This window comes from Ramlibacter sp. PS3R-8, from assembly GCF_037572435.1.
In the GTDB taxonomy this organism is placed as follows: domain Bacteria; phylum Pseudomonadota; class Gammaproteobacteria; order Burkholderiales; family Burkholderiaceae_C; genus Ramlibacter.
This window is the reverse complement of sequence record NZ_JBBHGT010000005.1, coordinates 35,922-55,894: the sequence shown is the minus strand read 5'-3', so window position 1 is coordinate 55,894 and position 19,973 is coordinate 35,922. Positions and strand designations below refer to the sequence as shown.

Genomic DNA, 19,973 nt, shown 5'->3' with positions numbered 1-19,973 from the left:
AACAGGCAAATGGACCCCCGCTGAGGCGGGGTGGGACAATCGAGCGACGTGGACTCCACCAACGAATCGCTCTTCGGCGCCGATGCGGATGAAACTCCCGCGTCGCTGGCGGCCGCGCTCGCGCCGCCGGCCGCGCCCGGCCACTACGACGAACTGCGCGGCGGCGTCTCCGCGCCGGCTGCGGACCCGCACTCCACCCCGGCGACGCTGGTCGCCTCGCACGCCATGCCGACCGACGGCTGGTCGCGGTTCTTCGAGAACCTGGGCCGCGAGGGTTTCGACGACCTGAACCGCCGCACGACCGACCTGCAGCGGCAGGTGCGCGACAACGGCATCACCTACAACGTCTATGCCGACAAGGGCGGGCCGCAGCGGCCCTGGTCGCTGGACCTGTTCCCGCTGCTGCTGACGCCGTCCTGCTGGCAGCAGATCGAAGCTGGCGTGCTGCAACGCGTGCAGCTGCTCGAATGTATCCTCGACGACGTCTACGGCAAGCAGGAGTTGCTGGCCGCCAACCTGCTGCCGCCGGCGCTGGTGCAGGGGCATCCGGGCTACCTGCGCGCGATGCACGGCGTGCAGCCGGCCGGCGGGCGCCGCCTGCACATCGCGGCGTTCGACCTCGCGCGCGACCCCGAAGGCGCCTGGTGGGTGGTGTCGCAGCGCACGCAGGCGCCGTCGGGCCTGGGCTACCTGCTGGAAAACCGGCTGATCATCTCGCGCCTGTTCCCGTCCGCCTTTCGCGACCTCAACGTGCAGCGGCTGGCCGCGACCTACCGCGCGCTGCTGGAAAGCATGACGGCCATGTGCCCGGCGGCGGCGGACGAACCGCGCATCGTCCTGCTCACGCCGGGCCCGTACAACGAAACCTATTTCGAGCACGCCTATCTGGCCCGTTACCTGGGCCTGACGCTGGTCGAAGGCAGCGACCTCACGGTGCGCGACGAGCGCCTGTACCTGAAGACGCTCAAGGGCCTGGAGCGGGTGCATGGCGTTCTGCGGCGGCTGGACGACGAATTCCTCGACCCGCTGGAGTTGCGCGCCGACTCGCGCCTGGGCGTGCCCGGCCTGCTGCAGGCGGTGCGGGCCGGCAACGTGATGGTGGCAAACGCACCCGGCAGCGGCTTCCTGGAGTCGACCGGCCTGCTCGGTTTCATGCCTGCCTTGAGCCGCAAGCTGCTGGGCGAAGAGCTCAGGCTGCCGGCGCTGCCCACATGGTGGTGTGGCGAGCGCGCGGCCATGCGGTCCGTCCTGCCGCAACTGGGCAACTGCGTCATCAAGCCGACGTACACCGATGCGGGCACGGGCGCCGTGCTGGGCAAGACGCTTTCGCGGCGCCAGCAGGACGAATGGGCCGGCCGCATCATGCGCGAGCCCGACGAGCACACCGTGCAGGCCTACCTGCCGCTGGGGCAGATGCCGACCTGGCGGACTGCGCCGTCCGGCGAGCGGATCGTGCCGCGCTCCTTCCTGCTGCGCGTGTTCGCCGTGTCGGACGGCGCGCAGGGGTGGCGCGTGCTGCCCGGCGGCCTGACGCGCATCGCCGGTGGCGCTCTGGACATCGCATCGATGCAGCGCGGCGGCAGCAGCGCCGACACCTGGGTGCAGACCGACGGCGAGGTGGACCGCACCAGCCTGCTGCACCACGAGCACCCCTCGGTCGACACGCCGCTGCGCAATCGCACCGTGACCTCCCGCGCCGCCGAGAACCTGTTCTGGCTGGGCCGGTACACGGAGCGCACGGAGAACACGGCGCGCCTGGCCCGCCTGGCCATCGCCAGCATGAACGGGGAAGACCAGTCCTCGCAGCCGCTGATGGCGTGGCTGACCGATGTGGCGGTGGCCAACGCACTCGTCCTGCCCGCGGTCCCCTCGGCCACGCAGGCTCGGCGCGTCTTCGAGCGATCGCTGATCGCGGGACTGTGCAAGGCCGACAAGTCACGCAGCGTCGGCTTCAACCTGGCGGCGGTGCGCTCCGCCGCGGCGGCGGTGCGCGAGCGCCTGTCGCAGGAGCAGTGGAACCAGATCGTCGATGGCGAGCGAGCCTTTGTCGAAGCATGCGCCGAAGCGGGAGGCGACGGCGACTATTCCTCGGTGGAAGCATTGCGGGCGCTGGAGGCGCTGTCGGGGCACACGGCCGCGATGACCGGCGCACAGACCGACCGCATGACGCGGGACGACGGCTGGCGGCTGCTGTCCACCGGCCGCCACCTGGAACGATTGGGCTTCCTCTCCCACGCACTGGCGAGCGCCTTCGAAAGCGGCGCAGTGCACGATGAGGGCGGCTTCGAGGCGGTGGTGGCGCTGTTCGACAGCACGATCACTTTCCGCTCCCAATACCAGCAGCGGCACGACATCCCGGCCCTGCTGGACCTGCTGGTGCTGGACGGCGACAACCCGCGGTCGCTGGGCTGGGTGGCGCAGACGCTGCGCAACCGCTTGGCGAAGCTGGCCGGGTCGCGCCATGGCGTCGTGCCGGTCATGGCAATGCCGGTGCCGGACCCGAAGGCCTGGACGCTGGAGGCGCTGTGCGCGCGCGATGCGGCTGGCGGCCATGCGGCGCTGCTGGAGGTGCTGGAGCAGTGCGTGGAAGCCTCGTTCCGCCTCTCCGACGAGCTGACCGCGCGCTACTTCGCGCACTCCGGCGACGGCCGCTACAGCGTCGGGCACTGACATGCTGCTGCACGTCCTGCACGAGACCTCGTACCGCTACGCACCCGCCGTGCGCACGGCGCAGCACATGGTGCACCTCAAGCCTTCCAGCAACGCGCGCCAGCAGTTGCTGAACCACCGCCTCGTGATCGATCCCGAACCGGCCCGGCACAAGGAGACGATCGACATCTACGGCAACACCCGCACCTTCTTCAGCCTGCAGTTCAGCCACGAGTCGCTGCGGGTGACGGCGGAGAGCCTGGTGTCGACCACGCCGGCGCCCGAGGTCACCACCAGCCTGCCGTGGGAGGACGTGGTCGAACGCATCCGCTACCACCGCGGCACGCACTACGACCCGGCGAGCGAATTCGCCTTCGCGTCGCCGTACGTGCCGCGCGACAAGGCTTTTGTCGACTACGCCTTGCCCAGCTTTCCGGCCGGCCGCCCGCTGGCGGAGGCGGCGCGCGAACTGATGCATCGCATCCACGCGGACTTCGAATACGAGACCAGCGCCACCGACGTCAACACGCCGGCGCTGGAAGCGCTGGAACTGCGCAAGGGCGTCTGCCAGGACCTGGCGCACGTCATGCTCGGGTGCCTGCGCAGCCTCGGTCTGCCCGCGCGCTACGTCAGCGGCTACCTGCTCACCGAGCCCGCGCCGGGCCAGCGGCGGCTGGTGGGCAGCGACGCCTCGCACGCCTGGGCCGCGGTGTATCTGCCCACGCCCGGCCAGCCCGGTGAGTGGCTGGACCTGGATCCGACCAATGACCGGCCGGCCGGGGAGGATTACGTGACGCTGGCGATCGGCCGCGACTATTCCGACGTCTCGCCGATGCGGGGCGTGATCCATGGCGGGGCGAATCACCGGCTGCGGGTCGCCGTGACGGTGACGCCGGCTGAAAACGATGCGATGACCCCGGCTGCGCCGGCAATGACAGAATGACCGGTCACAGGAGCAAAACATGAGCGTCTACGACAAGCTGAAGGAACTGAACATCACATTGCCGCCGGTGGCCACGCCGGCCGCGGCTTACGTGCCTTTCGTGCGCACCGGCAACCTGGTGTACCTCTCGGGCCACATCGCCAAGAAAGATGGCAAGGCCTGGGTCGGCCAGCTCGGCAAGACGATGAAGACCGAAGAAGGCAAGCTCGCCGCCCGCGCGATCGCCATCGACCTGATGGGCACGCTGCATGCTGCCGTCGGCGACCTGAACAAGGTCAAGCGCATCGTCAAGGTGATGAGCCTGGTGAATTCCGCGCCGGACTTCACCGAGCATCACCTGGTCACGAACGGCTTCAGCGAGCTGATGGGGCAGGTCTTCGGCGACAAGGGTGCGCATGCACGCAGCGCTTTCGGCGTCGCCCAGATTCCGCAGGGCGCCTGCGTGGAGATCGAGCTGATCGCGGAGGTCTGAGCTAGCGCGCGCCGTCGGCACGCAAGCGCGGCGCTGCGGCGAAGCCGTGGCTCCTTCCCTCCCGCTCCTGCGGCAGGACCAGCACGTCGGCGCGGGTCGCGGCCAGCACCCGCTGGGTGACGCTGCCCAGGAAGAAGTCGGCCAGCGTGCTTCGCGCGCGCTTGCCGATCACCAGCAGCTCCGCGCGCATCGCCCGCTCCCGTGCCAGCACCACCATGGCAGCGTCACCGAAGCCCACGCACGGCAGCGCGTCACCCGTGGTGGCGCCGGCCTGGCCGATCATTTCCTCCAGCGTCGCGCGAGCCCGCTGCGCGCTGCGGTCGCGTTGCTGCCGCACCTGCGCCTCGCTCAGGTCGAACGCGCGCATCGAAATTTCATCACGGACGTCGAGCGCGTGCAGCACTTCCAGCTGCGGCGCCCGCGCGAGCCGCAGTGCCGCGGAGATGACCCGGCGCGCCTGCGGTTCGAGCGCCACCGGCACGAGCAGACGGCGGTAGCTGCCACGGACCGGGCGCTTCACCACCAGCACCGGCACGCGGCACATCCGGATGAGCCGCTCGGCAGGCGTGCCGAACACCAGCTCGCGCAGCGCATTGCCGCGCCGCGAGCCGATCACCAGCAGCGAGGCTTCGCGTGCCACGCGCAGGGTGGCTGCGAGCGGATCTTCCAGTGGGATCTCCAGTTCGATCGACACGCCAAGGCGGTTGCGGATGTCATCCGCCAGCCGCTCGAGCACGGGCGCCGCCGCTTGCGCCGCCACGCGGTCGGCGCATGCGTGGAGCAGCAGCAACGGCAGGCCGAGATCGCGCGCCACCATCGCGGCACGCCACGCAGCGTTCGTCGACGCGTTCGAAAGGTCGTGGGGGACCACCACGGCCCCGGAAGTTGCGGTCCTCATGGCTCGTAGTCTCCGCTGGCTTCGGGCTGGAACAGCACGGCGGCGATGCGCGCCGCGCCTTCCTGGCCGGTCGGCGTGCGCCAGCGCGCTGTTTCGCCCACGCGCAGCCCCAGCACGCTGGTACCTACGGGCGAGAGGACAGAAACGAAGCCGGCACCCGGCTCGGCATGTTCCGGATAGCAGACGGTCAGCTTCGACGGCGCATGGGTGCCGTCGTCCAGCAGCACCTGCGAATACATGGTGACCGTGGTGGGGTCGACCGCACTGGAAGGCACGAGGTCGCTGCATTCCAGCAACTCGCGCATGGCGCGGGCGCCGCCATGCTCGGGCTGTTGCCGCAGCAGGCGGGTGAGGCGCAGGTGATCGATCTGGGTGAGCGTGCGCTCGACGGGAAAGGCGATGGCCACGGGACTCTCCTTGACAGTGCAAAGGTTCCGCGGCGCAGGTGTGCGGCCGCGGGGTGAGGCGCTGTGGAGGCCCGGCGATTCGGAGTGCGCTAAGGGAGGGGGTGAATCGCCGGGCTCAGGAAAGTGCTTGCGATTGCGGACGCCTGCGGGCGCCGCGCACTTCAAGGCCGGGAATTCGCGCGCCACGCCGCGCCACGCCGGTGGCGGCGCGGTGGAATGAAGTGATGCGCGGGATGTTCACGGCCGTAGTCTAGGCCATCGACGCGCCGACAGGGGGAAAGCCCTCACCTTCCTTGCCAGAATGTCCGAACCAGATCCGCGCCCTTCTCGCCAATCATCACCGCCGCCGCGTTGGTGTTGGTCGACACCATCGCCGGCATCACCGACGCGTCGATCACCCGCAGCCGCTCCACGCCTCGCACGCGCAACTGCGCATCCACCACCGATGGCTCGTCGCCGCCCATTCGGCAGGTTCCCGTGGCATGGAACACCGTGCCGCCCTTGGTCCGCGCGAATTGCTCCAGCGCTGCATCGCCGGTCACCGCATTCCCAGGCAGATACTCCTCCCCGGTGACGAGCTCGCGGAACGCCGGCTGCCGGTAGATGTCGCGCAGGATCTTCAGCCCCGACACCAGCACCTTCGCGTCCTGCGGATGCGTGAGGTAGTTGGAAACGATGCGCGGCAGCGCCAGCGGATCCGCGGAACGAACCTGCACCGTACCGCGCGACAGCGGACGGCATTGCGTGGCCGATGCGGAAAAGCCGGAGAAGGAGTGCAACGGATCACCCGGCTTGTCCACGGACAGCGGCATCACGTTCAGCAGCACGTCCGGGCGGCCACCCTCGGCATGCTCGCTGCACACCATGCCGCCGACCTGGCCGGCGCCCACGGTGAGCGGACCGCGCTGGCGGAACAGCCACTGCGCGCCCATGGCGGCCAAGGACAGCGGATTGCGCACCTGGTCGTTCAACGACATGCGCTTCTTCAACTTGACGATGACGCGAGCCTGGTAATGGTCCTGCAGGTTGGCCCCGACCTCCGGCGCGTCCACATGCACCGGCAGCCCGTGCTCGCGCAGCAACGCGGCCGGCCCGATGCCGGAAAGCTGCAGCACCTGCGGCGATTGCAATGCGCCGGCAGCCAGCAGAACTTCACTGTCGGCACGCGTGCTGCGCAACTCGCCCTGCTCCAGCCATTCGACGCCGACGGCGCGGCCGTGCTCCACCAGGATCCGGGTGACGTGGACACCGGTGCGGACGGTCAGGTTGGGCCGCCCCCGCGCCGGCGCGAGGAATGCAGTGGCCGCATCGCAGCGCCAGTGCCCACGCAGCGTCAACTGATACGCGCCAAGCCCCCCGGTTTGCGCGCCGTTGAAATCGGGATTGAAGCCGTGCCCGGCCTGCTGGCCCGCTTCGATCCAGGCCTGGCAATACGGATGATCGTTGCGCAGGTCGGAGACGCACAGCTCGCCCGATCCGCCGTGGTATTCGCTCTCGCCGCCCTCGTAGCGCTCCGACTTGCGAAAGTAGGGCAGCACCTCACGGTAGCTCCACCCCGTCGCTCCCATGCGCGCCCAGTCGTCGAAGTCGGCGTGCTGGCCGCGGATGTAGAGCAGCCCGTTGATGGCGCTGGAGCCGCCCAGGCCCTTGCCGCGCGGCCAGGTGATGGACCGGTTGCCGGTGGCCTCCTGCGGCTCCAGCGGAAACTGCCAGGAAAAGCGCGGGTCGTAGATGCTGCGGAAGTAGCCGATCGGCAGGCGCAGCCAGAAGTGGCCTCCTTCCCCGCCGGCCTCCAGCAGCAGCACGCGGCAGGCAGGATCCGCCGTCAGCCGGTTGGCCAGCACGCAGCCGGCCGACCCTGCGCCGATGATGACGTGGTCGTACCCGGCCGCGGGTCCGGTCATGCCTTGACGGTCTCCAGGAAGGGCTTCGGGTCGAAGTAGTCCTGCGCCTTGACCGCGTTCTGGATGTTGGCGGTGGAAACGAAGAAGTCCGTCACCTGCTGCAGCCACTTGGTGACCGTGCCGTCCTGGTAGTTCTTGCGCCACTCGGAGTTGGTGTAGTACTTGGACGCCTTGAACTGCTCCTTGAAGTCGGGCAGCGGCACGTCGGTGTACTGCGTCTTCTGCAGCATCTCGGCGGCTTCGTCCGGCTTGCCGGTGATCAGCGCATTGGCATCGGCCCAGCCGGCGATCACCTTGCGGATGACGGCCGGGTTCTTGGCGTAGTAGTCGTTGCCCGCGGCCCAGCCGCCCATGATGGCGGCTTGCGGGAAGAAGGCGGAGGCATCGATCAGGCGGCGCGCGCCGGGCAGCTGCTTCTTGATGACGGAGTCGAAGGGCACCCACAGCGCCACGGCCGGCACCGCGCCGGAGATGAACGAGCTGACCGCTTCCGGCATCCGCTGGTTCACTACGTTCACGTCCTTCGGGTCGATGTTGTTGGTGCGCAGCGCCCGATCCAGGAACACGTGCGCCGTGGTGCCGGTGGTGGTGGAGACCTGCTTGCCCTTCAGGTCCGCCAGGGTCTTGATGCCCGAGTCCTCGCGCACCCACAGCTGCGCGGTGGCGTACTCGATGTTGTTCATCAGGAAGGCCTTGCCCTGCCCGCGCGCCGGGAAGTTGGACAGCACGGCGCCGGTGGCCAGCATGTCGAGGCTGCCGCCGATCATGGCCTGGAACAGCTCCAGGCCAGTGTTGAACTTCACGAGTTCGAGATCGAGTCCCTGCTTCGCGAAGCTCCCGATCTGCTGGCCGACGAAGATGTGGCCGTCCACCGCGGGCGTGTGCAGGTAGCCCACCTTCACCTTGGTGCGCGCCTGCGCGAAGGCGGGCAGCGCGGCGGCGCCCAGGGATGCGGCGGCGGCCGCGCGAATCAGTTGCCTGCGTTGGATGGCCATGGTGAGTCTCCTGTGGATGAAGGTGGGAGCGGGATCAATCGGACATGCGCACGGCCTGGCGGGCCTGCGCGGCGTATTCCTGCATGACGAGGTCGCGGATGTGCGCGCGCAGCTCGCCGAAGCGCGGGTCCTCGTGCACGTCCTCCGCGCGCGGGTAGCTGAAAGGCACGTCGATGATGGTGCGGATGCGTGCCGGCCGCGCCGTCACCACGACGATGCGGGACGACAGGTAGATCGCCTCCTCCACCGAGTGCGTGATCAGCATTACCGTCTTGCCTTCGTTCTGCAGCACGTGCAACAGCAGGTCCTGCATGGCCGAGCGCGTCTGCGCGTCCAGGGCGCCGAAAGGCTCGTCCATCAGCAGGAACTCCGGCTTCACCGCATAAGCGCGGGCGATGGCCAGTCGCTGGCGCATGCCACCGGAGAGATGCTTGGGGAAATGATTGGCAAAGTCCGACAGCCCCATGAGCGCCATGTAGCGCGCCACCGTCTCCTCGCGCTGCGCCGCGTCGGCCTTGCTGGCGCCGAGCTTCAGGCCGAACTCGATGTTCTGCCGCACGGTCAGCCACGGGAAGACGCCGTACTCCTGGAAGATGACGCCGCGGTCCGGGCCGGGACCGCGCACCGGCTGCCCGTCGAGCAGCACGCGGCCCTGCGTGGGCTCGACGAAGCCGCCGACGATGTTCATCATCGTCGTCTTGCCGCAGCCGGAAGGGCCGATCACGGAGACGAACTCGCCGTTGCGGATGTCGAAGGAGACGTCGTCCAGCACGCGCATGGGTCCGTGGCTGGTGGGGAAATCGACCGACACGTGGTCGAACGCGATGCGCACCGGCGCGGCGATCGGGACGGGGTTCATGCGATCCGGTCCTGCCAGGCGACCATGCGGCGCGTGGCCATGCGCAGCGCCAGGTCCATCAACAAGGCGATGAAGCCGATGCAGATGATGCCGACGTAGATGGTGTCGAGCTGGAAGAAGGCCGACGCGTCCTGGATCAGCGCGCCCAGGCCCTGTTGCGCCGCGATCAGCTCCGACGCCACCAGCGTCGCCCAGGCCACGCCCAGCGCTACGCGGATCGCCGTGAGGATGTGCGGGATGGTCAGGGGGATGATCACCTTGCGGAAGATCTCGAAGTCGGTGGCGCCCAGCGTGCGCGCCACCTTGATGAAGATAGGGCTGATCTGCGCGATGCCTTCGTACATGACGATGACGCCGGCGAAGAACGACGCGTAGAACAGGATCACCGTCTTGGCGGCTTCGCCGATGCCGAAATACACGATGACGAGCGGAATCAGCGCGATGGGCGGCAACGCGCGAAAGAAGTTGATCACCGGGTCGATGAAGGTGCGCAGGCCCTTGTACCAGCCGAGGCAGAAGCCGACCGGCACCGCCAGCGCCACGCCCAGCGTCACGCCGATGAAGACGCGCTGCGTGGACATCAGCACGTCCAGCCCCAGGCGGCCCTTCGACAGCTCGACGAACTTGGCCGCCACGGCGTGCGGCGAGGGCACGAGCGCGGGACTGATCAGGCCGCTGGCGCGGATGGCATACCAGGCCAACACGATCAGCAGCCAGGGCGCGGCCACCAGCAGCACGCGCGACGCGAAACGGCGCGACCCCGTCATTGCGCCGTGATTCCCGCCTTGCGCATGACCTCGGCCCAGCGCCTGCCTTCGGCCGCGATGAAGGCGTCGAACTCGACGTGCGGCTGCGGATTCAATTCCATGCCGGCGGTGTCCATGCGCGCCTTCACGTCCGGGTGCTTCAGCACCTCCGTCATGTCGGCGGCAAGCCTGCGAACGATCTCCTCCGGCGTCTTCGCCGGCACGAACACGCCCGTCCACGGGCGCACGTCGTAGGCCGGCAGGCTGGCTGATTCCGCCACGGTCGGAATCTCGGGATGGAAAACGATGCGCTGGCCAGCGGTGACGCCGATGGCGCGCAGCTTTCCACTCTTCAGGTGCGGGCCCGCGAGGGCCGCGCTCAGCGCCATCATCGAGATGCGGCCGGCCAGCAAGTCCGTCATCGCCTCGGGCTGCCCCTTGTATGGCACGTGCGTCATCTTCACGTCTGCCATCTGCGCGAGCAATTCGCCGGACAGGTGCGGCGACGAGCCGATGCCGGGCGAACCGTAGGTGAGGGGCTGCGGGCTCTTGCGGGCCAGCGCGATCAGTTCGCCGACAGTCTTCACCGGCGTTTCCGGCGGGACGACGATGATGTTGGGGACGCTTCCGATGCTGAGCACGCCGCGGAAGTCGGCGGGGCTCCATGGAAGATTCTTCGTGATCTGCGGCAGAACGGTGAAGCCGGTGCCCACCATCAGCATGGTGTAGCCGTCAGGCGCGGCCTTGGCGACGGCGTCCGTGCCGATCGAACCGCCGGCGCCGGCCCGGTTCTCCACGATCACCGGCTGGCCGTACTTCTCGGACAGTTTCTGGCCGACACTGCGGGCCACGACGTCCACCACGCCGCCCGCGGGGAACGGCACGACGATGCGCAGCGGACGCGCGGGGAAGGCTTCCTGCGCGACCGCGCTGAAGGACAGGGCCGCCAGCGCCGCGGCAGTGGCGGCGGCTCGCAGTGCATCGCGTCTTTGCATGTCTTTCCTCCGGCCTGCTGGAACAGCGTGGTCTAAACGTCCTATACATAGTACCATTTGGCCGATCCAGCATTCATTCCGGTTTCCCCTAGGCATGCACTTCGCCGACAGCCCCGTTCCCCGCTACGCGCAGCTGTCCGACGTGATGCGGCAGCGCATCGCGCGCGGCACGTGGCCGCGTGGCCACCGGTTGCCCGCGCTGCCGGACCTGATGGCGGAGTTCGGCGTGGCGCGCGTGACGGTGCGCCAGGCAGTCGACCTGCTGGCGCGCGAAGGGCTGCTGTCGCCGCAGCAGGGGCGCGGCACCTTCGTGACGGGTGCGCCCAGCCGCGAACGCATCATCACCGTGGTGACCACGCTCGACGAGCTGGCCCGCGTGTACGAAGACACGCAGCCGCGCATCGTCAACATCGACGAATCGGTGGGCTCGCCGCCGCTGGGCGCCGGCGAAGGCACGCCTGCCGACCGCTATGCCTTCATGCGCCGCGTGCACCTGCGCGACGGCAAGCCGTACTGCGTCATCAACATCTATCTCGACGAGCGGATCTTCCGCCAGTCGCCGCAGGCCTTTCGCAAGAAGACGGTGATCCCGCTGCTCAAGGCCATGAAAGGCGTGCGCATCGCAGCGGCACACCAGGTGCTGACGATCTCCAGCGCCGACATGGAAGTGGCGCAGTTGCTGGAACTGCCGGTGAATGCGCCCGTGGCCGAGGTGCGCCGCATCTTCCAGGATGCCGCGGGCACCGTGATCTACCTGGCGGACGTGACCTACCGTGGCGACGCCATCCGACTGGAAATGGACCTCAAGCCGTGACCCTTGCCCCGCTCCCCTCCGCGCCGTTGCGCCCAGCGCGCGTCGAAGCGTTCGTGCTCCGCTGTCCCATCGCGACGCCCGTGCGCACGTCGTTCGGCACCATGCACGACCGGCCCGCCGTGTTCGTGCGTGTCGAGGACGCGGACGGCTCCGTCGGCTGGGGCGAGATCTGGTGCAACTTCCCTTCGTGCGGCGCGGAGCATCGCGCCCGGTTGCTGGAAACCGTGCTGGCGCCGCTGGCCACCAGCCGCGCGTTCACCGGGCCGGCCGAAGCTTTCGAGTGGTTGAGCGCGCGCACGGCGGTGCTGGCCATCCAGTCCGGCGAGTACGGGCCGATCGCGCAGGTGATCGCCGGCATCGACCTGGCGCTGTGGGACCTGTGCGCGCGGCGTGCGGCGCAGCCCCTGTGGCGCTACCTCGGCGGGTCGAGCGGTGAGGTCGTGGCCTACGCCAGCGGCATCAATCCGGACCGGCCGCAAGACATCGTGGCCGCGAAGCGCGACGAAGGTTATCGCGCCTTCAAGCTGAAGATCGGTTTCGGCAAGGAACGCGACCTCGAGAACCTGCGTGCGCTGCGCGCGCTGCTCGGCCCGGCCACGCCGCTGATGGTGGATGCGAACCAGGGCTGGACGCTCGATGAAGCGCGGGCCATGGCGCCTTCGCTGGCCGAGTTCGACCTGGGCTGGCTGGAAGAGCCGCTGCGGGCGGACCGGCCCTGGCGCGAATGGCGCGAACTGGCGCGCGAAACCCGCATTCCGCTGGCGGCCGGCGAGAACGTCGTGGGCCACGAGGCGTTCGAAATCGCGATCGACTCGCGCACCTTGTCCGTGCTGCAGCCGGACCTGGCGAAGTGGGGCGGCATCTCCGGCTGCTGGCCGGCGGTGCAGCGCGCACACGCCGCCGGCGTGCGCTATTGCCCGCACTACCTGGGCGGCGGCGTGGGCCTGCTGGCGTCCGCGCATGTACTTGCGGCGGCGGGTGGCGATGGCATCCTGGAGATCGATGCGAATCCGAATCCGCTGCGGACGGAGTTGATGGGGCCGCTGCTTCGTTTGCGCGAGGGCCGCGCGTCGCTGGGCGATGCGCCGGGGATCGGGATCACGCCGGATTTGAAGAGGCTCGCGGAGGTTTGCGCCCGCGGGAGTTGAATGCATGTCGGGGTTCGGCTGCGCCGAAACCCGACCTACAAATTCACGACAAGTTCGCACTCTCGGCGTAGGTCGGGTTCGGCGCAGCCGACCCCGACATCTACTCGTCCAGCAACCCACCCCTGTAGAAGCTGTACGCCGTCCCATCGTGCAGGTAGAAGTGCCCGTCCGCGCACCCGTCCTTGCCCGGAAAGAACTCGCGGTACTTCTTCGGCACCAGCCGCTCCAGTTCCTCGTCGGAAAGCTCCTCGAACTCGATCGGCGTGATCGGCTGGCCGGCGCGCAAACGACGGCCTTCCATCACTCGACCCGCGTCACGGCCAGCGGCTTGAAGCCCAGGTCCGCCACCTTGCCCTTGCGGCCACGGACGCCCTTGGCGTTGTTCAACGAGCGGATCTCCAGCACCTCTTCGCGCTCCTTGTCGCCGCGGCCCAGGCCGGTGATGCGCACCGAGCGGGTGTAGGCGGCAGCACCCGCCAGCTCCTCCTTCGGCTCCAGGTCCATCAGCATCAGCCCGCGGCCGCCGTTGGCCATGGGCTTGAGCTCCTTGATCTCGAAGGTCAGGACGCGCTTGCCGGTCGATGCGCAGAACACGTGCGTGGCGAAGGCATCGGTGCCCGCCACGCCCACTAAGGACGGCCGGCAGACGGTTTCGCCCGCGCCCAGCGACAGGAACGACTTGCCGCCCTTCTGCCGCGACACCATGTTCTCCACCGCGGCGACGAAGCCGTAGCCTCCGGAATTCGACAGCAGCAGGAAGACGTTGCCGGCGCCTGCGAAGTAATGAACCAGCTGCGTGCCGGCGTCCATTTCGATCAAGGTCGTGAGCGGCTGGCCATCGCCGCGCGCGCCCGGCAACACCGACACCGGGATCGAATACACGCGGCCATTGCTGCCGAAGGCCAGCAGCGTATCGACCGTGCGGCATTCGAAGGTGCCGTACAGGCCATCGCCGGCCTTGAAGGCGAAGGTGGCAGCGTCATGCCCATGCGCCTGGCGCGCCCGCACCCAGCCCTTTTGCGACACCACCACGGTCACCGGCTCGTCGATCACCTTCACTTCCGCCACGGCCCGCTTCTCGGCCTGGATCAGCGTGCGGCGCGCATCGCCGAACTGTTTGGCGTCGCCCTCGATCTCCTTGATCATCAGCCGCTTGAGCGCTGCCGGCGAGCCCAGGATCTCTTCGAGCTTCTCGCGGTCGGTGCGTAGCTCCTTCAACTCCTGCTCGATGCGGATCGCTTCGAGCCGCGCCAGCTGGCGCAAGCGGATTTCCAGGATGTCTTCGGCCTGCCGGTCCGACAGCTTGAAACGCGCGATCAGCGCCTGCTTGGGCTCCTCCGCCGCGCGGATGATGGCGATCACCTCGTCGATGTTCAGCAGCACCAGCTGCCGGCCCTCGAGGATGTGGATGCGGTCCAGCACCTTGTCCAGCCGATGCTGGGACCGCTTCTGGATCGTGCGCTGGCGGAATTCGATCCACTCCACCAGCATCTGGCGCAGCGCCTTCTGCGTCGGCCGGCCGTCCAGGCCCACCATGGTCAGGTTCACCGGCGCCGAAGTCTCCAGGCTGGTGTGCGCCAGCAGCGTGGTGGTCAGCTCCTGCTGGTCGATGCGGCTCGTCTTGGGCTCGAACACCAGCCGCACCGCCGCGTCCTTGCTCGACTCGTCGCGCACCGCGTCCAGCACCGACAGCACGGTCTGCTTCAACTGCACCTGGTCCTGCGACAGCGCCTTCTTGCCGGCCTTGACCTTGGGATTGGTCAACTCCTCGATCTCTTCCAGCACCCGCTGCGAGCTCACGCCCGGCGGCAGTTCGTTCACGACCAGTTGCCACTGGCCGCGCGCCAGCTCCTCGATCTTCCAGCGCGCCCGCACCTTCAGCGAGCCGCGGCCGCCGCGGTAGGCCTCGGCGATGTCGGCGGCGCTGCTGATCAACTGCCCCCCGCCCGGATAGTCCGGGCCCGGCACCAGCGCGAACAGGTCCTCCTCCGACAGCTTCGGGTTCTTCACCAGCGCGACGCAGGCCTCGGCGATCTCGCGCAGGTTGTGCGACGGGATTTCGGTGGCCAGCCCGACGGCGATGCCGCTGGCGCCATTGAGCAGCGTGAAGGGCAGGCGCGCGGGCAGCACCACCGGCTCCTGCGTGCTGCCGTCGTAGTTGAGGACGAATTCGACCGTGCCCTCGTCGAGCTCGTCGAGCAGCAGGTTGGAAATCCTGGCCAGCCGCGCTTCGGTGTAGCGCATCGCCGCCGCGCCGTCGCCGTCGCGGCTGCCGAAGTTGCCCTGGCCGTCGATCAGCGGGTAGCGCTGCGCGAAGTCCTGCGCCATGCGCACCAGCGCGTCGTACGCCGCCTGGTCACCGTGCGGGTGGAAGCGGCCCAGCACGTCGCCGACCACGCGCGCGCTTTTCACGGGCTTGGGGCCGCTGCCGGTGCCGAAGCCCAGGCCCATGCGGACCATCGAATACAGGATGCGGCGCTGCACCGGCTTCTGTCCGTCCGCCACGTCGGGCAGCGCCCGCCCCTTGACCACGCTCAGTGCGTACTCGAGGTAGGCGCGCTGCGCGTAGGTGGCCAGGTCGAGGCTGCTGTCGTCGCCGCCTGGGTCGAAGGTGATGAGGTCTTGCTCCATGGGTGTCGAGTGTCTTCAGGAAAGGATTTCGTCCGCGTCCAGGGTCACGATGCGGCGCTCGGAGGCGTCGCGCACTTCCTGGTCCAGCCGCGCGTTCAGCCGCTGCAGCAGGACCTTGGGTGGAATGTCGTCGGTCGGCACCTGCGCCAGCACGATGCGAAAGTGCAGGAATTCGGAAGGCGCCACCGGCAAGGGTTCCTTGAGCCCGGCGACGAGGATACGCCCAGCCACGGTGGCGGACGCCTGGCCCGGGGCCACGCCCTCGGCCAGCACGCCGATGCGGGCCTGCGCCAGCCGCGCGGCGACGTCGCCGTCGCGCAGCAGCGATTCGCGCACGCGGCTGGCCGCGGCCAGGACCGCGGACTCCGCGGCTTCGAGTCCGAACTCCGTGGCGATGGAGCCCAGGTTGTCGATGCTCACCACCATCAGCACGCTGGGGTGGCCGTAGCGCCGCGTCAGGTGCCGCGCGGCCAGCACGCGGTCGATCAGAACCAGGGGCGTGCCCAGCCCCGTGAGGGGGTCGACGGTGTTGCGGGCCTGCAGGCGTACGCGGGTCTCGCCGAAGATGCGGTCGCGCCAGCCCGTGCCGACGAAGGTGACGGCGCTCCAGCCGGCCAGCAGCGCGGACACCAGCACCGCGTCTTCCAGCGCGAAGGGCGCGTCGTGCACGGCCAGGTGGAAACCCGCCGCGCCCAATGCCAGCAGGCCTGGCGGCAGCCACCAGATCCAGGGCTGGCTCTGGCGCCAGGCGCGCGCCAGCAGCATCGCCACGACCGAAGTCCACAGCACCATGCCGGCCGCCATCGCCCACACCGAGTACACCGCCGCGATCGCCAGCAGTGGCAGCACCACCGCGCTGGTTGCCAGCAGCCAGCGGCGGCCCTGTCGCAAACCGCCCGCGTGGCTGACCAGGTCGAGCAGCTGCAATCCCGCCAGCGACGGCACTAGCAGGAACACCGCAGGCGGCAGCAGCGCGTGCCGTCCCAGCAGCACCTGCACGACGACCACACCCATCAGCGTGCCGGCCGCATGCAGCAGCAGCGAGCGTTCGTGGTACGCATTGGCCTGGATCACCGACAGCAGCACCACCAGCACTTGCGCACCCACGCAAGCGCCCAGCCACAGCTGCGCGGGATCGATGGCCTCCGTCATGCGCCCGGGGTCGCGGGCTCTGGCACGGGCACCCCCGCGGGCATGTTGCGCCGGCCGCCGGCAGCGGGGATTTCCATGCGGATGCGCGGCGGCGCAATGCTGCCGTCATGGGCCGCCGGCGCAGGCGGGGCCACGGGCGGCTTGAGCATGGCGTACAACTGCATCACCGTCTTCACGTAGTTCTTCGTCTCCGGATAGTTCGGGATGCGGTTGCCGGCGCGCTGCACGGCGCCCTCGCCCGCGTTGTAGGCCGCCAGCGCCAGCTCGATCTGGCCCGGGTACATGCGGATCAGGTCGCGCAGGTAGCGCGCGCCGGTGCGCACGTTGGTGCGCGGGTCGGTGAGCTTGCGCGCGAGGGGACTCTTGCTGTCGCCGCGCACGCCGTAGCGCTCCGCGGTCGCCGGCATGATCTGCATCAGGCCGACGGCCCCCTTGGGCGAGACGGCCGCCGGGTCGAAACCGGATTCGGTGGCGATCAGCGCCTGCAGCAGCTCGTATTCCACGCCGTGCTCGCGCGAGGCCTCGCGCAGGTGATGCTTCACCTGGCGGAAGCTGGGCGAGATGTCGAAGAAGGTCAGCAGCTTGCTGCTGGTGCTGGTGGGCACCGCCACTGCCCGGGGCGGCTTCACGCCCTTGGCCGTATCGAATTCGCCGTCGCCGCGGAAGAACAGCTGGTAGCGCTCGTCCAGCTGCTCGGGCGCGAAGTGCCCGACACCCTTGTCGTCGATATAGCCCCACAGCTCCGCGTGGGCCGGCGCCAGCCACGCGCCGGCGGCCAGCAGCAAGGCGGCGATGGCGCGCGGGAATCTCACGCTTGCAGCTCCAGGGCGCAGCCGCGCCGCTGCACGAATTCTTCCTGCAGCATGGACATGACGACCAGCGAGTCGAAGCCGTCCTGCACCTTCACCGCCTGGCGCAGTTCACCCTCCTGCACGAAGCCCTCGCTGCGGTACAGCTGCTGCGCCAGCGCGTTGCGCTTCTTGATGTCCAGCCAGAAGCGGTGCGCGCCGAGATCGTCGAAGGCGATCTTCTTGACCACCCGCAGCGCCGCGCGGCCGTAGCCCTGGTGCTTTTCCCGCACCACCATCCGCTTGAGCTCGATCGACAGGTGCGGATTGCGGCAGCCGATCAGGATCAGGAAGCCGCCGGCATCGAGGCCGGGCCCGGTCTCGATGATGAAGTGGCGAAAGTCGGGGAACCGGATGGCCGCTTCGTGCTGGATCTTTTCCCACGGCGTGATGTACGGCAGGTTCGCCGGGTCGCGCTCCAGCGTCAGCACGAAGTCCAGGTCGCTCTGCATCGTGGGACGCAGGCGCACCCGGGCCGGGTTGCGATGCGAAGCGGCGGCGGCATTCATGTCAGATGTCGATTTCCACGGAGTCGCCATGCAGCTCCATCAGCTCGCGGCGCGCGGCGGCTTCGCCCTTGCCCATGAGCTTGGTGATCAGGTCCTCGGTGCCCGCAAAGTCGAACTTGCCCAGGCGCACGGGCAACAGGCGCCGCGTGTCCGGATTGAGCGTGGTCTCCCACAATTGTTCCGCGCTCATCTCGCCCAGCCCCTTGAAGCGGCTGATGCTCCACTTGCCCTCGGCCACGCCTTCCTTGCGCAACTTGTCCAGGATAGCCGTCAGCTCGCCCTCGTCCAGCGCGTACTGCTTGCCGGCCGGCTTCTTGCCGCGCGCCGGCGTGTCCACGCGGAACAGCGGCGGCCGCGCGATATACACGTTGCCGGAATCGATGAGCTTGGGGAAGTGGCGGAAGAACAGCGTCAGCAGCAGCACCTGGATGTGCGAGCCGTCGACATCCGCATCCGACAGGATGCAGACCTTGCCGTAGCGCAGGCCGGTCAGGTCGGGCGTGTCGTTGGGGCCGTGCGGATCGACGCCGATGGCCACCGCGATATCGTGGATTTCGTTGTTGGCGAACAGGCGGTCGCGCTCGACCTCCCAGGTGTTCAGCACCTTGCCGCGCAGCGGCAGGATGGCCTGGCACTCCTTGTCGCGGCCCATCTTGGCGCTGCCACCGGCGGAGTCGCCCTCCACCAGGAAGATCTCGTTGTGCGTGATCTCCTTGCTCTCGCAGTCGGTCAGCTTGCCGGGCAGCACGGCGACGCCCGAGCCCTTGCGCTTCTCGACTTTCTGGCCGGCCTTCTGGCGCGACTGCGCCGCCTTGATCGCCAGTTCGGCGAGCTTCTTGCCGTAGTCGACGTGCTGGTTCAGCCACAGCTCCAGCGCCGGCCGCACGTAGCTGGAGACCAGCCGCACGGCGTCGCGCGAGTTCAGCCGCTCCTTGATCTGGCCCTGGAACTGCGGGTCCAGCACCTTGGCCGAGAGCACGTAGGAAGCGCGGGCGAACACGTCCTCCGGCAGCAGCTTGACGCCCTTGGGCTGCAGGTTGTGCAGCTCGATGAAGCTCTTGACCGCGTTGAACAGGCCGTCGCGCAGGCCGCTGTCGTGCGTGCCGCCGGCGGTGGTGGGAATCAGGTTGACGTAGCTCTCGCGCACCGGCTGGCCGTCCTCGGTGAAGGCCACGCACCAGGCGGCGCCCTCGCCTTCCGCGAAGTTCTCGTTGTTCTCGGCGAAACCCTCGCCCTCGAACAGCGGGATCACCGGGTCGGCCGGCAGCGTCTGCATCAGGTAGTCGCGCAGGCCGCCCTTGTACTGCCAGGTCTGGGTGTCCTTCTTCTTCTCGTCGACCAGCTGCACCGTCACGCCCGGCATCAGCACGGCCTTGCTGCGCAGCAGGTGCGCCAGCTCCGGCAGCGGCACCGCGGTGGTCTCGAAGTACTTGCCGTCCGGCCACACGCGCACCGTGGTGCCCTGCTTGCGGTCGTCCGGGCCGGCCTTGCGGACCTTGAGCTTTTCCTCGACGTCGCCGCCGGCAAAGGCGATGGTGGCGACCTGGCCGTCGCGCCAGACCGTGGCTTCCAGCCGCTTGGCCAGCGCATTGGTGACGGACACGCCCACGCCATGCAGGCCGCCGGAGAAGCTGTAGGCGCCGCCCTTGCCCTTGTCGAACTTGCCGCCCGCGTGCAGGCGGGTGAACACCAGTTCGATCACCGGCGCCTTTTCCTCGGGGTGCATGCCGAAGGGGATGCCGCGGCCGTCGTCCTCCACGCTCACCGAGCCGTCGGGGTGCAGCAGGACGCGGATGCGCTTGCCGTGGCCTGCCAGCGCCTCGTCGGCGGCGTTGTCCAGCACCTCCTGCACGGCGTGAAGGGGGTTGTCCGTGCGGGTGTACATGCCCGGGCGCTGCTTGACGGGCTCGAGCCCCTTCAGCACCCGGATGGAACCTTCGGAATACTCGGACGGTGGTTTCGTGGCCATAGGGAGGCGCATTGTAGACGCGGCCCATTTATCC

At 68.8% G+C, this 19,973-nt stretch carries 19 protein-coding genes; 5 read left to right on the top strand and 14 right to left on the bottom strand.

The window, feature by feature from the left end; all coding sequences use genetic code 11:
• The first annotated feature begins 48 nt into the window (after window positions 1-48).
• The 3 genes from WG902_RS17115 to WG902_RS17105 are packed head-to-tail and all read left to right on the top strand — an operon-like array spanning window position 49 to window position 4,064.
• On the top strand, window positions 49-2,670 hold the full coding sequence (locus WG902_RS17115) for a circularly permuted type 2 ATP-grasp protein (protein WP_340061355.1): 2,622 nt from the start codon (window positions 49-51) through the stop codon (window positions 2,668-2,670).
• Window position 2,671: 1 nt separating this feature from the next.
• Complete coding sequence (locus WG902_RS17110; protein WP_340061354.1) at window positions 2,672-3,592, top strand: transglutaminase family protein; 921 nt, start codon at window positions 2,672-2,674, stop codon at window positions 3,590-3,592.
• Between the two features lie 19 nt (window positions 3,593-3,611).
• Complete coding sequence (locus WG902_RS17105; RefSeq protein WP_340061353.1) at window positions 3,612-4,064, top strand: RidA family protein; 453 nt, start codon at window positions 3,612-3,614, stop codon at window positions 4,062-4,064.
• A 1-nt stretch (window position 4,065) separates the two neighbouring features.
• Here WG902_RS17105 and WG902_RS17100 read toward each other — a convergent pair whose 3' ends face one another.
• From WG902_RS17100 to WG902_RS17065, 8 genes are all read right to left on the bottom strand, one after another.
• Window positions 4,066-4,962: a universal stress protein gene (locus WG902_RS17100; RefSeq protein ID WP_340061352.1), complete on the bottom strand. Its 897-nt coding sequence runs from the start codon at window positions 4,960-4,962 to the stop codon at window positions 4,066-4,068.
• Window positions 4,959-5,369, bottom strand: coding sequence for a GreA/GreB family elongation factor (locus WG902_RS17095; protein WP_340061351.1), 411 nt, complete (start codon window positions 5,367-5,369; stop codon window positions 4,959-4,961). Before WG902_RS17095 ends, WG902_RS17100 begins: the two co-directional genes overlap by 4 nt.
• A gap of 115 nt (window positions 5,370-5,484) precedes the next feature.
• The gene (locus WG902_RS17090) at window positions 5,485-5,610 is read right to left on the bottom strand and encodes a hypothetical protein (protein WP_340061350.1); all 126 of its coding nucleotides are present in this window, start codon (window positions 5,608-5,610) and stop codon (window positions 5,485-5,487) included.
• A gap of 43 nt (window positions 5,611-5,653) precedes the next feature.
• Complete coding sequence (locus tag WG902_RS17085; protein ID WP_340061349.1) at window positions 5,654-7,273, bottom strand: GMC family oxidoreductase; 1,620 nt, start codon at window positions 7,271-7,273, stop codon at window positions 5,654-5,656.
• Complete coding sequence (locus WG902_RS17080) at window positions 7,270-8,268, bottom strand: ABC transporter substrate-binding protein (RefSeq protein WP_340061348.1); 999 nt, start codon at window positions 8,266-8,268, stop codon at window positions 7,270-7,272. Before WG902_RS17080 ends, WG902_RS17085 begins: the two co-directional genes overlap by 4 nt.
• 34 nt (window positions 8,269-8,302) lie before the next feature.
• Entirely contained in the window at window positions 8,303-9,127 is an 825-nt protein-coding gene (locus WG902_RS17075; protein WP_340061347.1) for an ABC transporter ATP-binding protein, read from the bottom strand.
• Window positions 9,124-9,894 carry an ABC transporter permease gene (locus WG902_RS17070; RefSeq protein ID WP_340061346.1) on the bottom strand — a complete coding sequence of 257 codons (771 nt, stop codon included), beginning with the start codon at window positions 9,892-9,894 and terminating at the stop codon, window positions 9,124-9,126. Before WG902_RS17070 ends, WG902_RS17075 begins: the two co-directional genes overlap by 4 nt.
• Complete coding sequence (locus WG902_RS17065) at window positions 9,891-10,868, bottom strand: Bug family tripartite tricarboxylate transporter substrate binding protein (protein ID WP_340061345.1); 978 nt, start codon at window positions 10,866-10,868, stop codon at window positions 9,891-9,893. Before WG902_RS17065 ends, WG902_RS17070 begins: the two co-directional genes overlap by 4 nt.
• Window positions 10,869-10,962: 94 nt before the next feature.
• Here WG902_RS17065 and WG902_RS17060 point away from each other — a divergent pair, with 94 nt between their 5' ends.
• Both WG902_RS17060 and WG902_RS17055 read left to right on the top strand, forming a co-directional pair.
• Entirely contained in the window at window positions 10,963-11,682 is a 720-nt protein-coding gene (locus tag WG902_RS17060; RefSeq protein WP_340061344.1) for a GntR family transcriptional regulator, read from the top strand.
• Window positions 11,683-11,735: 53 nt separating this feature from the next.
• Entirely contained in the window at window positions 11,736-12,830 is a 1,095-nt protein-coding gene (locus WG902_RS17055; RefSeq protein ID WP_340061343.1) for a mandelate racemase/muconate lactonizing enzyme family protein, read from the top strand.
• Between the two features lie 100 nt (window positions 12,831-12,930).
• On the opposite strand, the gene WG902_RS17050 is transcribed toward WG902_RS17055, so the two are convergent.
• From WG902_RS17050 to WG902_RS17025, 6 genes are read right to left on the bottom strand one after another with little or no spacing between them, the layout of a single operon-like run.
• Window positions 12,931-13,131 (bottom strand): hypothetical protein, encoded by a 201-nt coding sequence (locus WG902_RS17050; protein ID WP_340061342.1) that lies wholly within the window; start codon window positions 13,129-13,131, stop codon window positions 12,931-12,933.
• On the bottom strand, window positions 13,131-15,461 hold the full coding sequence (gene parC, locus WG902_RS17045; protein ID WP_340061341.1) for a DNA topoisomerase IV subunit A: 2,331 nt from the start codon (window positions 15,459-15,461) through the stop codon (window positions 13,131-13,133). The genes WG902_RS17050 and parC overlap by 1 nt, the downstream gene beginning before the upstream one ends.
• 15 nt (window positions 15,462-15,476) lie before the next feature.
• A complete protein-coding gene (locus WG902_RS17040) occupies window positions 15,477-16,613 on the bottom strand; it encodes a GGDEF domain-containing protein (RefSeq protein WP_340061340.1) in 1,137 nt (378 codons plus the stop codon).
• Window positions 16,610-17,425, bottom strand: a complete 816-nt coding sequence (locus WG902_RS17035; RefSeq protein ID WP_340061339.1) for a lytic transglycosylase domain-containing protein — start codon at window positions 17,423-17,425, stop codon at window positions 16,610-16,612. Before WG902_RS17035 ends, WG902_RS17040 begins: the two co-directional genes overlap by 4 nt.
• Entirely contained in the window at window positions 17,422-17,970 is a 549-nt protein-coding gene (locus WG902_RS17030) for a GNAT family N-acetyltransferase (RefSeq protein WP_340061338.1), read from the bottom strand. The genes WG902_RS17035 and WG902_RS17030 overlap by 4 nt, the downstream gene beginning before the upstream one ends.
• 1 nt (window position 17,971) lies before the next feature.
• Window positions 17,972-19,939, bottom strand: coding sequence for a DNA topoisomerase IV subunit B (locus WG902_RS17025; protein ID WP_340061337.1), 1,968 nt, complete (start codon window positions 19,937-19,939; stop codon window positions 17,972-17,974).
• Window positions 19,940-19,973 lie beyond the last annotated feature (34 nt).

Excerpts from the sequence above, each read along its gene's own strand:
- WG902_RS17080 (WP_340061348.1), bottom strand. The coding sequence starts at position 8,268 with ATGGCCATCCAACGCAGGCAACTGATTCGCGCGGCCGCCGCCGCATCC.
- WG902_RS17100 (WP_340061352.1), bottom strand. The coding sequence starts at position 4,962 with ATGAGGACCGCAACTTCCGGGGCCGTGGTGGTCCCCCACGACCTTTCG.
- WG902_RS17110 (WP_340061354.1), top strand. The coding sequence starts at position 2,672 with ATGCTGCTGCACGTCCTGCACGAGACCTCGTACCGCTACGCACCCGCC.
- WG902_RS17105 (WP_340061353.1), top strand. The coding sequence starts at position 3,612 with ATGAGCGTCTACGACAAGCTGAAGGAACTGAACATCACATTGCCGCCG.
- WG902_RS17030 (WP_340061338.1), bottom strand. The coding sequence starts at position 17,970 with ATGAATGCCGCCGCCGCTTCGCATCGCAACCCGGCCCGGGTGCGCCTG.
- WG902_RS17085 (WP_340061349.1), bottom strand. The coding sequence starts at position 7,273 with ATGACCGGACCCGCGGCCGGGTACGACCACGTCATCATCGGCGCAGGG.
- WG902_RS17050 (WP_340061342.1), bottom strand. The coding sequence starts at position 13,131 with ATGGAAGGCCGTCGTTTGCGCGCCGGCCAGCCGATCACGCCGATCGAG.
- WG902_RS17065 (WP_340061345.1), bottom strand. The coding sequence starts at position 10,868 with ATGCAAAGACGCGATGCACTGCGAGCCGCCGCCACTGCCGCGGCGCTG.
- WG902_RS17075 (WP_340061347.1), bottom strand. The coding sequence starts at position 9,127 with ATGAACCCCGTCCCGATCGCCGCGCCGGTGCGCATCGCGTTCGACCAC.
- WG902_RS17070 (WP_340061346.1), bottom strand. The coding sequence starts at position 9,894 with ATGACGGGGTCGCGCCGTTTCGCGTCGCGCGTGCTGCTGGTGGCCGCG.
- parC (WP_340061341.1), bottom strand. The coding sequence starts at position 15,461 with ATGGAGCAAGACCTCATCACCTTCGACCCAGGCGGCGACGACAGCAGC.
- WG902_RS17060 (WP_340061344.1), top strand. The coding sequence starts at position 10,963 with ATGCACTTCGCCGACAGCCCCGTTCCCCGCTACGCGCAGCTGTCCGAC.
- WG902_RS17040 (WP_340061340.1), bottom strand. The coding sequence starts at position 16,613 with ATGACGGAGGCCATCGATCCCGCGCAGCTGTGGCTGGGCGCTTGCGTG.
- WG902_RS17025 (WP_340061337.1), bottom strand. The coding sequence starts at position 19,939 with ATGGCCACGAAACCACCGTCCGAGTATTCCGAAGGTTCCATCCGGGTG.